The 15,492-nt window shown below is 38.1% G+C and carries 12 protein-coding genes; 7 read left to right on the forward strand and 5 right to left on the reverse strand.

Annotated elements, in window-relative coordinates; genetic code table 11:
• Nucleotides 1-149: 149 nt before the first annotated feature.
• Together BMZ41_RS15190 and BMZ41_RS15195 are read right to left on the reverse strand one after the other, a co-directional pair.
• Entirely contained in the window at nt 150-1,466 is a 1,317-nt protein-coding gene (locus BMZ41_RS15190; protein ID WP_090530129.1) for an IS4 family transposase, read from the reverse strand.
• A 214-nt stretch (nt 1,467-1,680) separates the two neighbouring features.
• Nucleotides 1,681-3,723, reverse strand: coding sequence for a beta-galactosidase (locus BMZ41_RS15195; RefSeq protein WP_090169131.1), 2,043 nt, complete (start codon nt 3,721-3,723; stop codon nt 1,681-1,683).
• 187 nt (nt 3,724-3,910) lie between these two features.
• On the opposite strand from BMZ41_RS15195, the gene BMZ41_RS15200 reads away from it, so the two are divergent.
• Both BMZ41_RS15200 and rlmD read left to right on the forward strand, forming a co-directional pair.
• Nucleotides 3,911-4,861: a 3'-5' exoribonuclease YhaM family protein gene (locus tag BMZ41_RS15200; protein WP_090169134.1), complete on the forward strand. Its 951-nt coding sequence runs from the start codon at nt 3,911-3,913 to the stop codon at nt 4,859-4,861.
• Nucleotides 4,861-6,330 carry a 23S rRNA (uracil(1939)-C(5))-methyltransferase RlmD gene (gene rlmD / locus BMZ41_RS15205; protein WP_242942082.1) on the forward strand — a complete coding sequence of 490 codons (1,470 nt, stop codon included), beginning with the start codon at nt 4,861-4,863 and terminating at the stop codon, nt 6,328-6,330. The genes BMZ41_RS15200 and rlmD overlap by 1 nt, the downstream gene beginning before the upstream one ends.
• 6 nt (nt 6,331-6,336) lie before the next feature.
• Here rlmD and BMZ41_RS15210 read toward each other — a convergent pair whose 3' ends face one another.
• The gene (locus tag BMZ41_RS15210) at nt 6,337-6,693 is read right to left on the reverse strand and encodes a helix-turn-helix domain-containing protein (RefSeq protein WP_090531253.1); all 357 of its coding nucleotides are present in this window, start codon (nt 6,691-6,693) and stop codon (nt 6,337-6,339) included.
• Between the two features lie 246 nt (nt 6,694-6,939).
• Between BMZ41_RS15210 and dinD the strand changes: the two genes are divergently transcribed.
• The 3 genes from dinD (at nt 6,940) to BMZ41_RS15225 (ending at nt 10,101) form a co-directional block, all read left to right on the forward strand.
• Nucleotides 6,940-7,782, forward strand: coding sequence for a DNA damage-inducible protein D (gene dinD / locus BMZ41_RS15215; RefSeq protein ID WP_090531255.1), 843 nt, complete (start codon nt 6,940-6,942; stop codon nt 7,780-7,782).
• Between the two features lie 108 nt (nt 7,783-7,890).
• Nucleotides 7,891-8,409, forward strand: coding sequence for a hypothetical protein (locus BMZ41_RS15220; protein WP_090531257.1), 519 nt, complete (start codon nt 7,891-7,893; stop codon nt 8,407-8,409).
• Nucleotides 8,410-8,691: 282 nt separating this feature from the next.
• On the forward strand, nt 8,692-10,101 hold the full coding sequence (locus BMZ41_RS15225) for a GGDEF domain-containing protein (protein ID WP_177184262.1): 1,410 nt from the start codon (nt 8,692-8,694) through the stop codon (nt 10,099-10,101).
• Here the strand turns inward: BMZ41_RS15225 and BMZ41_RS15230 are convergent.
• Both BMZ41_RS15230 and BMZ41_RS15235 read right to left on the reverse strand, forming a co-directional pair.
• Nucleotides 10,087-11,058 (reverse strand): ion transporter, encoded by a 972-nt coding sequence (locus BMZ41_RS15230; RefSeq protein WP_090531262.1) that lies wholly within the window; start codon nt 11,056-11,058, stop codon nt 10,087-10,089. The two genes, BMZ41_RS15225 and BMZ41_RS15230, sit on opposite strands and share 15 nt — an antisense overlap.
• Nucleotides 11,059-11,085: 27 nt before the next feature.
• On the reverse strand, nt 11,086-11,889 hold the full coding sequence (locus BMZ41_RS15235; protein ID WP_090169146.1) for an N-acetylmuramoyl-L-alanine amidase: 804 nt from the start codon (nt 11,887-11,889) through the stop codon (nt 11,086-11,088).
• A gap of 183 nt (nt 11,890-12,072) precedes the next feature.
• On the opposite strand from BMZ41_RS15235, the gene BMZ41_RS15240 reads away from it, so the two are divergent.
• Together BMZ41_RS15240 and BMZ41_RS15245 are read left to right on the forward strand one after the other, a co-directional pair.
• Nucleotides 12,073-13,539, forward strand: coding sequence for a GGDEF domain-containing protein (locus tag BMZ41_RS15240; protein WP_090531264.1), 1,467 nt, complete (start codon nt 12,073-12,075; stop codon nt 13,537-13,539).
• A gap of 101 nt (nt 13,540-13,640) precedes the next feature.
• Nucleotides 13,641-15,146 carry an ISLre2 family transposase gene (locus BMZ41_RS15245; protein ID WP_090529447.1) on the forward strand — a complete coding sequence of 502 codons (1,506 nt, stop codon included), beginning with the start codon at nt 13,641-13,643 and terminating at the stop codon, nt 15,144-15,146.
• The last annotated feature ends 346 nt before the right edge of the window (nt 15,147-15,492 follow it).

A 15,492-nucleotide genomic window follows, 5' to 3' on the forward strand; every position in this document is an offset into this window, starting at 1 on the left:
CAATGTCATTAAGTTAACATTGCGGTGGAGGCTAAAATGAAGAAAACAAGATTGAAGTATCGAGCTTCAATCTTGTTTTTTCATTTTTGGGCATAATAATAAGACAGATTATCAATCTGCTTAAATAGCATTTTTAACTTTTCATTTTTTTATGCTACTCTATATAGGAAACCACGAAATACTCTTACTGTAAGGGTTCTATCACGGTGCCTTCCAGGTCTAATAGGAATAGTATTTCTTGCAATTATGGTTTCTAAATTGGGTGATGTTGTTTTTTCGAGGAAAAATAGTCTACACACATGAGCAGCTACTGAAAAGTTGGCTTTGTATGTATATTTTCTTTGCTTTTTATCAATGACTACGTGCGAGGTAATCATTTCTGCAAAGTTGTACATTATGAGATGTGCATAGATTTCCTGTTGGACACACATCACCTTTTTTGAGTGAAAATTCAGCATCCCAATCGTATATTTTAAATCTCTAAATGAAGTTTCTATTCCCCAGCGAGATTCATATAGAACTTTTAATCTTTCAGGGGAATATTCTGTTTTTTCCAGATTTGTAAGTATTGTTTCATAAGAATCTTCGGTAATTTTGAATCTTACAATCCTAAAGTTAAGTTCAAAAAACTTCACCTCATCAGCTTTTTTTAGTTTTAGGGGTAGATAATCAAAAGGCGTTGAATGTGGGATTAATTTGTAGTGATTTCTATCTGTCAGAAATAAATTCTTCATTTCTTTTGTTTGTTTACGTGTAAGCTTTAGATTTATGTCTACATCAAACTCTGGTATATCAGGTAAATCCAAACCATTTTTTATACCAGTAGTTCCATCTTTTATTCGAATTAGGAAAAACCAACCTTTTTCCTGTATATGTGCCATATTGTTATAAGATTCATAGCCTCTATCAGCTATTACTAATGCTCTGTTAATTGAAGAATTATCTACCATTTCCTGTAATGCAGAATGTTCGTTGGTATTCATCTTTCCTTGAATGATAGCATCAGTATACAGATGATTCTCTAGATTGTAGAGAGCGTTTAAATGTAAAAGATTGTATGGCTTTTGTCCATTGGAACCAGGATGAAAAGAACTTTTATCATCTGGATTAGTTGGTATTTGAATATCAGAACCATCTACAGCAAGTACAACTAAATCATCAGTTATATTTATCAACTTTGAAGTAAAATCATTAAAAATACTCTTAAAAGCGTCTGTTTTTATTTTTTGACGTTGCTGAACAAAAGCAGATGCAGATGGTAAAGATTCAACATCCGGAAATAAATCTATTAGCTCATTTGTGATGCTCTTACTTCCCATTCCAATGATAGCTTTGATAATTGTTGAAAATGAAAGTTTTCGGTTTCTTGTAAAGTCTATTTGTGTGTTATTAACATAGCCAGTATAGTTTTCGGTAGTAGATTCAATTGCAGAAAATAAAAGTTTTTTTACATTCTTTGGTTTCATATGCGACCTCCTTGCAATCAAGTTTTTTCCTTAATTACAAGGGCCGCTTTCGCTACCTTAAAAACATCAGTAGCGAAAGCGGCCACATATTTCTCTTGTTATGTCAACATATGTTTATAAAAAAGAAGACCCCTATACCATTTCTGGTATAGAGATCTTAATTGAGTCATCTTAACTTAATGACATTGCATAAAAGCCTCGCTCATACCTTTTTTTAGGAATTTTTAATTACTGCAACCTGGTATTTGGTAAGGGTTAAATCTCCAGATATTTCATCTCCTGTAAGCAAATCTATGCCGGAGATATCACTAATAGTTTTCTCATCTTCTGTGCAGTTAAGATAGAAATCATAGCGGGCATCTTCTGAAAGTCTACTATGCTTTTCAATGCCTTCAGGCAACTTCGTAAATGCGATATTTGCATGTGTCAGCATCTCTCTATAAATGAATTCAATATCGTGCTGGTCAGTACGGCAGGCAACATAATATGCGTGGCCTTTTCCGTATTTATTGCAGGTAATAGCAGGTAAGCCTTCAAGGTAATCATTTTCATAACGGGCTAATATATCAGCTGATACATCCCTGAGCATCTCCTGATAATCATGAACAGCTATTGAATGATAACTGCGATTTGCTTTATCATGAATCTTGATAGTAATCTTGTCTTCTGGATAGAGAGTGTCGATTTCTTCAGAGCGAAGACCGAATACTTTATCAAGGTCATCACCAGGGAAACCACCAAGATTAGCAAGCAAATCCTTATTAACGTATCCAGTGAAATATGTAGCCATAAATTCACCACCAGCACTGACAAAATCTGAAATTTTCTGACCAATTCCATCGTGAAGAACATAGAGCATTGGTGCACAAATAATATTATATTTGCTCCAGTCACTGTCCGAGGAAACAATATCAGGCTCAATTCCTAGATGCATAAATTCGTTGTAGATGTTCATGCAGGTTTCATCGAATTTCTTAGTTTCGTTGGCAAGAGCCCAAGCATCATCTATAGCCCAACGGTTATCCCAGTCGAAAACAATAGCCACTTTGTTGTCAGAAACAGAACCAGTAACCTCAGAAAGCTTTTGTAAATCTGCGCCAAGTGAGGCTACTTCCTTAAATATTCTTGTATCGTTTGTTCCAATGTGGTCGATGACAGCTCCGTGCCACTGTTCAGAGGAGCCGCGACTCTTTCTGATCTGGAAATACTGAACAGTATCAGAACCAGCGGCAACAGCCTGCATGGAAATAAGCTTATGGATGCCAGGACGACGATATTTGTTATATGGTCTCCAGTTTACCAATCCAGGAGCAGATTCCATCATCATAAATGGCTGCTCAGGTTTTAGGCTTCTAAATAAAGCGTGGTTAAAGCTGCGTTCTAAAAGATGAGCAGAATCGGACTGCCAGTTGTTATGTATCTCAGGGTAATTATCCCAGCTGATTACATCTATAAACTGGCTCATATACCAGTAGTCATAATCATAGAACATTTCCATGAAGTTGGTAGTAGTAGGTTCTTTGGCACCTGCTGCCCTAAGAGTATCGATTTCAAAGCGCATGAAATCTGTAGCTGACCAGGTAGTAAATCTCTTCCAGTCAAGATTCAAACCAAGGACGCAGTTTTCTCCGTTAGCGTAAGGTGGATCAATCTGGTCAAAGCTGTTAAAGGTGTGAGACCAGAAGGTGGTCCACCATGCTTTGTTGAGCTTATTAATATCATGGTCGTAGCGGTCAGCCAGCCATTCCTGGAATTTCTTGCGGCAGGTATCACAGTAGCAGTATCCGCTAAGCTCATTTGAAATGTGCCACATTAAAAGACCTGGATGATTTGCAAATTTCTGAGCAAGTGCAGTGTCCATGATGCGAACCTTTTCCCTGAATTCAGGTGACTGCATGCAGTGATTATGACGTACGCCGTGATGATTTCTAACACCGCGCTCATCACATCTCATGGCTGATGGATATTTTTCATCAAGCCATGCTGGTCTTGCTCCTGTAGGTGTTGCAAGTACTGTATAAATTCCGTTTTCGTATAGTTTATCCATGATGGCAGCAAGCCAGTCGAAGCTGATATTCCCTTCTGTAGGTTCATGAACTGCCCATGAGAATACACCCATAGTAACGGTGTTTATGCCAGCTTCCTTCATGAGTTGAATATCTTTTTCTAGAATGTCAGGTCGGTCAAGCCACTGCTCTGGGTTGTAGTCTCCACCATGGAGCAGGCCATTCACCTGAGGAAATAAAATCTTTGTCATAGTACCTCTCCTTTTATAAAAATCCTAACATAGAAAATGTGCGAAAACGATTAAAATTAAATGAAATAATTTATATTTTCGCTCATAGTCTTGTCATTGATTCTACTGACCCTATCCCTTATAATTAAAGAAGCTAAATTGCAGCTTATGCTGCGCGGCTCCTTTGGAGCTTAGATTGGAGATATACATGAAGTACATTAACACCCTCAGAGAGGGAGACAGAGGCACAGAGACATACCTGTGCAAAAAGAAGACTCAGGGCATCTCAAAGACAGGAAAGGCTTTCGAGTCACTTACATTATGCGATAAGACAGGCACTATCGATGCAAAGATTTGGGATGTTGATTCCGAAGGCATCAGCGATTTTGACGAGTTGGATTTCATCACAGTTACAGGTGATATTACCAGCTGGAATGGTGCATTACAGTTTAATATAAAGCGCCTTCGCAAGGCTAATGAGGGAGAGTTTGACATTGCAGATTATATCCCAGCCAGCAAGAAGGACGTTGGGGTGATGTGGAATGATTTGACAGCGCTCATCAATTCCATCAAGTCTCCATACATGAAGGCATTACTTAAGAAATATTTTGTTGATGATAAAGAATTTATCGAGGAATTCAAGGCTCACTCAGCTGCAAAGTCTGTTCATCACGGCTTCACTGGTGGTCTTTTAGAGCACACTCTTTCAGTTGCTACAAACTGCGATTATTTCAGCAGACAGTATCCATTCCTGGATAGAGATTTACTTATTACAGCCGCTATCTTCCATGATATTGGAAAGGTAAAGGAGCTTTCAGAGTTCCCACGTAACGATTACACAGATGAGGGACAGCTTCTCGGTCACATCTATGTTGGCGCTACAATGGTAGACAGAGCCATCGATGAAATCGAAGGATTCCCAGCTGTAAAGCGTAAAGAGCTTATCCACTGTATCCTTTCACATCACGGCGAGCTCGAGTTCGGTTCGCCTAAGAAGCCAGCTATTGCAGAGGCCATCGCACTTTCATTTGCTGATAACATCGATGCAAAGCTCGAGACTATCTACGAGGCTCTTGAGAATGTTGAGGAGAACAATTTGACATGGCAGGGATTTAATCGACTGCTTGATTCAAACATCCGTAGAACAGGAAAGAATTAATGAATAAAAACGATATTGTAAGATTAACAATAGAAGATATGTCCCTTGAAGGGGCTGGAATTGGTCACACTGATGGTGTGACCATTTTTGTCAAAGACGCAGTTGTAGGAGATGTGTGTGATGTAATTATCACAAAGGTGAAAAAGACCTATTGCTTTGCAGCATTGAAGGAAGTTGTGGAGGCTAGTTCATATCGTGTTCAGCCAGCCTGCCCTAATGCAAAGCAATGTGGTGGCTGCCAGATTATGCAGGTTTCCTATGAAAAGCAGCTGGAGATAAAGGATAATATCGTAGCCAATAATCTTGTTAAGATTGGTGGTTATGACCGTGCTTTTGTAGATTCTATTCGTGAGCCAATCCTTGGTATGACTAATCCACTTCGCTACCGAAATAAGGCACAGGTGCCTGTTGGAATGGATAAGGATGGAAAGATTATCGCAGGCTTTTATGGCGCCAGAAGTCATAGGATTGTGCCATCAGATGATTGTAAGATTTGCTCTGAGAAGAGTATGAATATCGTATATGCGGTAATCGATTATATGAATGAAAATAAGGTAGCCGCCTACGATGAAGCTACTGGAAAAGGTTTGATTCGCCATGTGCTTGTCCGAGAAGGTAAGGCTACTGGAGAGACAATGGTTTGTGTGGTTGTTAACGGGGATAAGCTTCCAGCGGTGGATTCTTTAATATCGCATATACGAAATGTGGAACCTTCACTTGCATCATTAGTCCTTAATATAAACACACGTCGTGATAATGTCATCATGGGCTATGAGACTAAGGTGCTCTATGGAAAGGAAGCTATTCGAGACACAATAACTCTTACAAATGGTGACACCATCGCTTTTGATATCAGCGCAAATTCCTTCTATCAGGTCAACCATGACCAGATGGAACGTTTATATAGCAAGGCCTTAGAATATGCAGATTTACACGGCACAGAAGAGGTTTGGGATCTTTACTGTGGCATCGGAACCATCTCACTTTCAATGGCAAAACACGCCGGAAGAGTAATTGGAATCGAGGTCGTTCCACAGGCTATTGAAAATGCCAAGGCAAACGCAAAGCTTAACGGTTTAGACAATGCAGAATTCTACTGTGGAGAGGCAGAAGTTGTTCTGCCAGAAATCTACGAAAAGATGTCTCATCCAGATGTCATCATGGTAGATCCACCACGCAAGGGATGCGATACAGTAGCACTTGAAACAATGGTTAAAATGCAGCCTAACCGAATCGTCTATGTTAGCTGCGACAGCGCCACCCTGGCCCGCGACCTTAAGTACCTTGAGGAGCGTGGTTATCACATTCAGAAGTACACTGTATGCGATCAGTTTGGTCATACCATGCATACAGAAACCTGTTGTTTGCTCGAACGACTTCGAAATGCAAAGGATCATGTCATGTTTACGCTTGATATGGAAGACTATTATAGGATTAAGGACGCAGAGTCAGATAAAGAAAAACGATAATACAAACTAATCGTTTTTGGTCAGCTGATGGTAATAACTAAGCAAGCGTTGCAAAGTAGTGTCATCTGCGCTTTGAGTGTTCTTTATCAGTTCAAATAAGATAGGATCACTATTTTTATGAATGTTTATTACATCAGGGGAAATATCATCTGTTTCTCCTGATAAATAGGCAACTGATGTATTCATTTTCTCCGCTATCGATATTATGACTTGTGGAGAAGGCTTGCGGTCACCTGCTTCATATCTAACGTAGGATGCTGCCGTTAATCCAATCCGCCTTGCAGCTTCAGCTTTGGAAAGGTTAAGCCGTTCTCTTGCTGATTTGAGGCGTTCAGGAATAAGAGTATTGTTCGTATGGTTCATAATAACCCTCCTTGACAATTACCAATGGTAACACTATAATATTACCATTGGTAATATTATATAAATCCAGATTATGAATGTCAACGAAGATTTGACGTGTTCTCAGGCATCTTCAATATAGTATTTCTGACAATATTGATAAGAGTCTTTATGATGTGAGAGCTTACGAACCATACCACGGTGGAACTGAACCGCTTATGAGGGTTCGTATTATGGAAAAGTTGGAAGTAGCAGGAGGGGAAAGACTTGGAGAAAAAAGCAATAATACAGTATAAGAAAAGATTTGATGATATCAGGCATGAAGAGAATGGCATTGAATTCTGGTATGCACGAGAGTTGATGGAACTGCTTGAATATGCTCAATGGAGAAATTTTGAGAAGACCATAGAAAAGGCAAAGACTTCTTGTGAAAACAATGGGATAACTGTAACGGATCATTTTGCTGATGTCAGCAAAATGATAAAAATCGGTAAAGGCGGAAATCGAGAAGTTGATGATTATATGCTCACTCGTTATGCCTGCTATCTCATTGCTGAGAATGGAGATCCCCGAAAGGAACAGATTGCATTCGCGCAGAGTTATTTTGCGGTGCAAACAAGAAAGCAGGAACTTATTGAAGAACGAATTGCATATATAGAAAGAACAGAAGCTCGTGGCAAGCTTAGGGAGTCGGAAAAGCGACTATCTCAGAATATCTATGAGCGTGGTGTTGACGATGCCGGGTTCGCAAGAATACGCTCAAAAGGTGATCAGTCTTTATTTGGAGGATATACCACCAAAGAAATGAAAGAACGTCTTGGTGTCAAGGACTCAAGACCGTTGGCGGATTTTTTGCCGACACTTACAATAGCCGCCAAAAATCTTGCAACAGAGATGACAAATTACAATGTTGAAGAAAAGGATTTACAAGGGGAGTCTGCTATAACGGTTGAACATGTTGACAACAACATTTCAGTAAGAGAGATGCTGGGGCAAAGGGGAATCAAACCGGAGAATCTTCCTCCTTCTGAGGATATTAGAAAACTGGAAAGAAGAGTACAAAAGGAAGATAAGCAACTTGCTAAGAAATCGGGGAAACTTCATGAATAGAATCAGTCTGTTTAGAACCAGAATAGTGATTGAAGACAAGGTATACTTATTAGCAAAGGATGTCTGGAAAGCGATTTTAATACTATCATAACGTCTGACATAGACGTTATGAAAAAGCTTAAGCATATAGAGATAACTCGTGTTGAGACTTTGCGAAATAACACAGAAGCGATAAAGAGTATCTATCCGCTCAAGTTTATTGTAGCTGGAAAAATGTTTGAGAGTGAAGCTAGGATGGCTGGTTATCAGAGTGTTAACGAGTATATGGAAGAGGTTGACTATGTTAAGGAAATCAATAACGAAAAAGAAAAATTGATTTCAAAGAGGGATTTGATAGAGAGTATAAGTCTAAGCAGAGTTAAGCTTTCCGAGTTGATAGACGCTGATGTTCTTGGCAGGAATGACCTTCAAATTCAACAGTATATCCATATCAATAATGGAACTCCTTATATTGAGAGTTTTATAGTTGGACGGGGCATATTTTTTTCTGTATATGATGACGGCTACGCATTTGATGAATTGAGGGTTGAGAACAACGACCTGCTCATTCCAACATATGATTATGATGAAGATAATCCTAATAAGAATTATAGTCATGAACAAATTCCGGAATTGACTCTTTTATAGAATAAAGAATATTGCTGAGGTAGCCACTCTATGTCATTATGAAATTCGGTTGCTCAACGAAACAACAGTCGAGACGGTATGTTTATTGTCCAAGAATTAATTCTCACAGAAATTTCACACTGTACACACCATTGCTAACGAAAAATCTGATAGATTAAAGTTAGCGTTACTATGTGCATTTATTGTAGTGAGAAAAGGTAAAGTGTAATGTCAAAAGTGTATAGGGCTGTGACCCGGCACAAAAATAAAAACGAAGATATACGGGAATATTTCAGTATATGTATGGAAGCCATTAAAGAGGGTAATCTATACATGCTTCGTCGCGCCTGTATGTATATTTCTATCATATATCTGATTATGATAGGAATAGCTCTTGTTTTTGTGCCAGATTTTAAAATCTCTTGGGTTCATGTTCTGATGCTCCCACTGATGGTTGTCCAGTATCGTGTGAATTTGTACATTATGAGACACGGTCCTATTAGTACCAAAGCTACTGGGATAGTTTGTTGTTCCTTTTACTTTTGGCTTTCAATGATTTTTATCCTAATAGATACATATGTCTATTCGGATAAGCAGGCATATTTTGTTCCAATGCTGATACTTGTATATCCAACGTTATACATAGACAGAATGTATAAGTATGGCTGGGAGGAAATGGTTGCCGCTATTACCTTTGCAGCCTTTTCTTACAATTACAAAGAATTTGCATTATTTAGGCGAGATGTTTATATGGTTCTTGGTGCGTATTCTGTATCAATGGTCCTTGGCCATCTTGTTCTTGAAGTGCGAAGCAGAGAAGCTTTAGCTATGAAGGAACTTAAGGGCGAGAGTTCCTTGGATAAGCTCACACATGTATTTAACAAGGATGCATTATTATCCAAGATTGACTCATATTTCCTTCAAAAGGCAGAAGATGATTATTGTGCCATGATGGTTTTGGATTTGGATGATTTCAAATCTGTAAATGATAATCTTGGGCACAATACAGGTGATATCCTGTTGGAAAATGTTGGAAGATTATTGCTGGATAGCTTCAGAGCCTATGATATTACAGGGCGATATGGTGGAGATGAATTTGTGGTAATGATGCCACAGATGAGTGATGTGGCAATACTTCAGTCTCGTTGCAGGACACTTCAGAAGCTTCTTGCTGAAATAAATTTGGGAAATAGCGAACCATTTACGATGAGTATGGGTGCGATTATAAGCAATAGTATTCGTGATACCAACGAACTGTTCATGATGGCAGATGATGCCCTTTATAAATCTAAAATCGGTGGCAAAAATAATTGCACTATATGGAGTGTTGAACAGCGTAATTATGAGCTACCTATTCTGCTGAGTATTAATGACGGTAGGGTGGAAGCAATTAAGAAGTTGAAAGAATTTAAAGGGGAAGAGTTTGAAATTCTTTCTGCAGCCAGTGATAGTGATGCGCTTTGTGTTATAAGCCAGTATCATAAACAGCTTAAGCTAGTATTACTGGAAGTAAATGAAGAAAATGAATTTGGATTACTTACAATGAAATATATGAAGCAAAGAGAAAGCTTCAACAGAATCCCAATCCTTGCAGTTGTTAAATCCCAAGAGGGCGAACGAATTGCGAAGGAATGGGGAGCTGATAAAGTTTTGATGTACACTTCAACGGATGAAGAGTTTGGAGATGCAATTAATACTTTAGTAAGTATGTGAGAAATAAGCTTCGGCGGCCAGGACAACTGTGTCGCCGATTTTTAATGTCAAATCCTGTACAGGAATCAGTGATTCACCGTCACGAGTTATAATTGCAGGAAGATAATGATCAGGCACACCGATTTCTTCAACCTTCAATCCATTCCAGCAATGTCCTTCTGTGACATGAATTGTAAGCAAATCAATGTGTTCATCTCTTGCAAAATTGTTCATAAGCTTCATTTTTGCATAGTGTTCCACGAATCCAGCAGATAAGATACCAGTAGGGATAGCTACAACACCTACGCCCAGGAAACCAGTGAGGATTGCCATAATTCTGCCTGGTGTGGTGATGGGATAGATGTCGCCATAGCCGACCGTAAGAAGAGTGGACACGGACCACCATATTCCAGAAAATGCATTTCTAAAAACTTTAGGCTGTGCTTCGTGCTCTGCATAGTAAATTCCGATTGAGCTGGCAAGCATAAGAATCATTAGGATTACAAGAGAAGATGTAATCTGATTTCTCTTTTCCTTCAAAACTGAAAAGATAACAGCAAAGGAATCATACTGTCCGTTAATTCTAAAAAGATGGAAAATTCTTATTACCCTAAGTATTCTAAATGCCACAAATCCAGATAAAAAGAAAAATGGAAGAATGGTAAATAAATCTATAACACCGTCGAAGGAGAGCAAGAATTTGATTATAGCCTTTTGGCGTGATACCTCCGGATATAATAAATCTGCAGTCCATATCCTGAGTGCATATTCCACGCAGAAAATGAGAATGGTCACAAAGGCGATAACATTAAGAATTGGAAAAATAGGGGTGAATTCCTCGTAGGTTTGAAGAACCATCACTGCCACATTTAAAAGGATTGTGACAGTGATGAAAATATCAAAGGCTCTACTGGCAATATCACCTTTATTTCCTATCTGTATAACATGAAAGATGTGTTCTTTGCTAATCTTTTTCAACTTACTATTCTCCCAAAATCTAAGTAGTTATTTTAAAGAAAGTCCATAGTACTTAGCTATTCCTGTAGCATCGGCTACTCCAAGCTGTTGATATTGTTCAGGTGTGCTAAGATGATTGATTCTATCAGATTCGTTTGTGCAGAAGGCGTGCTCTACGATAATGCAAGGGAAGCCCAGAGTCTTTGCTTTATTTATAAGAGCATAATAATCCTTTGCTGAACCATCAGGATAAGTGCCGCTTTCAGAGTCTCTTGTAACAATACCTGTGCCATTAGGGCAGAGCTTCCAATTGTTTACATTAAGTCCTGTAGCTGTAAGCTGAGCGAGGATTGAGTTACCTAAATCAGAGCCCTTTACACAGATATCTGGTCTGTAGTTTGGATTAGGAATGATGACTTTTGAACCATTTTGAGACTTATCTAAATCTGGATCATAGTCATTATGAAGACTAATAAGCACATCCGCATTTACGGATTTAGCATAGTTGACTCTACCAGTGAGGCAATCTCCTGAAGAATCAGGATTAGCACCATAAGGACAGTCAAAACCGTAGCGAGTCATATAAACGGTTACTCCATTATATTTCTCAAGCTCCTGCTTGCAATAGTAGGCAATGTAAAGGTTTGCGATACCTTCTTCAAAGTTTTGATAGTGACATCCTAAGTGAGTGGTATCATGGCCTGCATCGAGAACTACAACAATGTTTTTAGTGGCTTTTGCTGCCTTCTTTTTTGCTTTCGCATCTACACTAAGAGTTGAGCTGGCAAAAAGTGATAGAGCGATAGAAAAGCAAAGGGCAATTGTTACTATTCGCTTGATTGAAGTTTTCATATTCTTTTTCCTTTCTTTAGAAAAAATCTTAAAACAATTTTACCATCCTACAGTTTGTTTATCAATTTGATGTTGAATAGTAGCCCAAAAAGGAATTATGTAGAAAAAAATCATAGTTTATTCACACTATGGGCAATAAAATACACGAATAATTTGATAGATTAAATTAGGAGAGTGTATGCCATGGGACTATTTGGAAAATATTCAAAAATTAATAGAGAAGAGCTGGATTCGATAAAGCGCTATCTACGGGAATGCCTGCCATCTATTGATGACAATAATCTCCATATGCTTAGGAAAGCCTGCATGTACATCTCCATGGTGTATGTAGGAATGATTATTGTAGGAGAATTATTGCTGGAAGATTTTACCTTTTCTATTGAGCATTGTGGCATGATTCCCCTTATGATTGTGTACTTTTTTGTGAATTTATATACCTTGAGACACAGAGGAGAAATCAGCACAGCAAAGACAGCGGCTATTTGTTGCACCTTTTATTTTTTCCTAGGAGTAGATTTGGCGCTGATTGATGTATTTGACTCGCCAACAGGTCAGGCTCTGTGGCTGCCGCTGGCTTGTATTGGTCTGCCAATGATTTTTATTGATAGAATATACAAATATGCTTTTGAGGAGTCTGTTGTATTATCTATCATGCTAATCATGTCATATTTTCATAGAGATCATGAAGGCTTTTTGAAGGATTTGTATATTTCAATCGCCGCATTCATTGTTTCAATTCTTGCAGCCCGCATTATCCTGGAGGTGCGTGCCAAAGAAGCTCTTGCTATGCAGGAGGTAACAAAGCTTAGTTCGCTTGATAAGCTGACGCATGTACTGAATAAAAATGCATTGATTGAAAGAATCGATAACTACTTTCATAGAAAGACATCAGATGAATTCTGTGCCATGTGCATAATTGATTTGGATGATTTTAAATTGGTCAATGATAATTTAGGACATAGTACAGGCGATATACTACTTGAAAAGGTGGGACAGCTTTTGATTGAAAATTTCAGAGCTTATGACCTTGTGGGAAGGTATGGTGGAGATGAGTTTGTGGTACTCATGCCAAGAATGGGCGATATAAATATTCTCACCAATAGATGTAAAGCTCTCCAAATGTATATCAGTGATCTTGATATAGGCGTTAATCATATAGTGACAGCCAGCATCGGAGCTGTTATATGCAAGGGGGAGAGCGATTGGAAGGCCATTTTTTCAATGGCAGATGACGCTCTTTATAAATCGAAAATTTTGGGAAAGAATTGCTGTACTACCTGGGTGTATGTGGATGAACCAAAAGAGAAGGATATTTTGGTGTTGATGGCTTCAGAGATAAATGAAGGTGTTAATAGTCTCTTTGAGGGTGAAGGGGATAGATTTGATATTATCCATGCTACAAATGATGATGAGGTAATTCGAAATATCTCCAGATATCGTGATGGAATAAAAATAATAATGCTGGAGGTAAATGCAGGAACAGGATCTGGTGTTTTCGTCCTCAAGTATTTAAAGAAAAGAGAAGGCTTTGCAAAGATTCCTGTGATTGCAGTGGTCAACACACAAAGGGAAGCAGCTATGGCTGAGGATTTGCAGGCAGACGCAATTATAGGCACTGATGAACCTGATTCAAAATATAAGCTAGAGTAAACTTTTAGTCGGAAAAAATAGAATAAATACAAAAAGAACATCCTTCTTGTGATAAGGTTATGGTTTGCGAAAAAAACTTTATCAAGGGAGGATGTTCTTTTATGCAAAAGAGTATACAGTATTTTGGAGAAGTGTGCATTCAAAGATTTTTAGAAATACAAAAAGAGTTATATCAAAACCCAAAAGATTTAGCTGAGTTTATACTAAATGTTGAAAGTGAGGTAAGGAAACTAGGCCGTATTTTTATTGAAGAGACACTTGAGGAAATGGATCAACTTATACGTGAAAGTGATAAAAGAAAGAAACATTGGGTGGTTGAAACACATGATAATAAGTCTCTTATTACATCTTTAGGAACGATAAATTACACCAAGACGTTATTTACTTCTAAAGATCTCAAAACTGAAGACGGTAAAGAGGTTATGTGTTACCTGTTGGATAAAGCTCTTGGTCTAACAGAGAATCAGCACCTAAGTGTGGATGCAATTGCAAAAGTTTATGAAGAAGCAACTCAGACTTCTTACCGTAGAGCAGGTCAAAGTATTTGTAGTGAAGATGCCATAAGTAAGGAGGCTGTAAAAGAACTACTACATAAAACCAGATTTCCCAAGCTGGAAATTCCTAGGGAAAAGAAAAAAGTAAAGTACTTGTACATAGATGCAGATGAAGATCATTACGCTCTTCAGTTTAAAGAGACTAAGGGGGATTTAGTTGTAAATTCCATGGGACGAAAGAATAATGGGGCGATAAATAAAATCATATATGTTTATGAAGGGATTGAACCTGAAGCTCCAGGAAGCAAACGTAATTGCTTGATAGGAACTCATTATTTTTGTAGAGGGACAGAGCAAGATAATAAAGAACTATGGAAGGAAGTTTTTGAATATATAGAAAACTTTTATGATACAGAGTGTTTAGAGAAAATATATCTTAACGCAGACGGAGGTAGCTGGATTAAGGAAGGACTAAATCACATAGCTGGGGTTAAATATGTCCTAGATGAATTTCATCTTAGTAAGTACATTTTTAAGATGACAAGCCATATGTTAGATACATCTTGGGATGCGCAAAGAGAAATAAGAAAAACAATACGGCAGGCTACAAAAGATGATTTCAACAGACTTGTAGAAAGACTTTTGGATTACGCAAAATCTGAGTCGGATGTGAATAGAATAAAATCTAGTTCAGATTACATCCTTAAAAACTGGTCGGCTGCAAAAATAAGACTATCTAGATTAGAAAATGTGGTTGGAAGTAGTACTGAGGGGCATGTTTACCATGTGTTGTCATCTAGAATGAGTACAGACCCGTTAGGATGGAGTCATCATGGAGCATCTCAAATGGCTAGATTCAGAGAATATACGTATAATTCAGGAAACATGCTTGAATTAGCAAGGTATCAAAAGGAAGTACTTTCTAAAGCAGCTGGCACAGAAGAATTAGAAATATCTGCTACAAAGATGGTAACAGCCAATAAAAGAGATCGTACCTTTTCTGATAAGGAGTATGGAAAATACATAGAGTGCTTTCATTCAGCTTTGCCTAAATATTTGGAAGATGAAATCAATAAAAATCATGATTATTACTATATAAGAAGTTGGTTTTAGAAGGAAACAACACCTGACGGTGTTGCCTTTAATAAACGTGCTTCGCACAAACCTAATCTTTCATTTGCTTGATTTACAGTGTATCTGCCCAGAAATGGGAGTCAAGGATGCTACGCACCGAAGGCTGAAGTCCTTGACACCCATTTCAAGGCAGATAAAATATCAACAAGCAAACGAAGGATTATTTGTCGTACAGTAAAGTACGCTTTGTGCACTTAATTAGAGGCCTGCGAAGCAGGGCTTCCTTTTAAAAGAGAAAAAGAGTAAGATTATAACAAATCTAATTCTTATCATAAAACACAGGGATAGTCTTTTCTGTGATTTCCGAGTACAAATTTACGCTGCC

This window comes from Pseudobutyrivibrio sp. UC1225 (genome assembly GCF_900115215.1).
GTDB lineage: Bacteria > Bacillota > Clostridia > Lachnospirales > Lachnospiraceae > Pseudobutyrivibrio.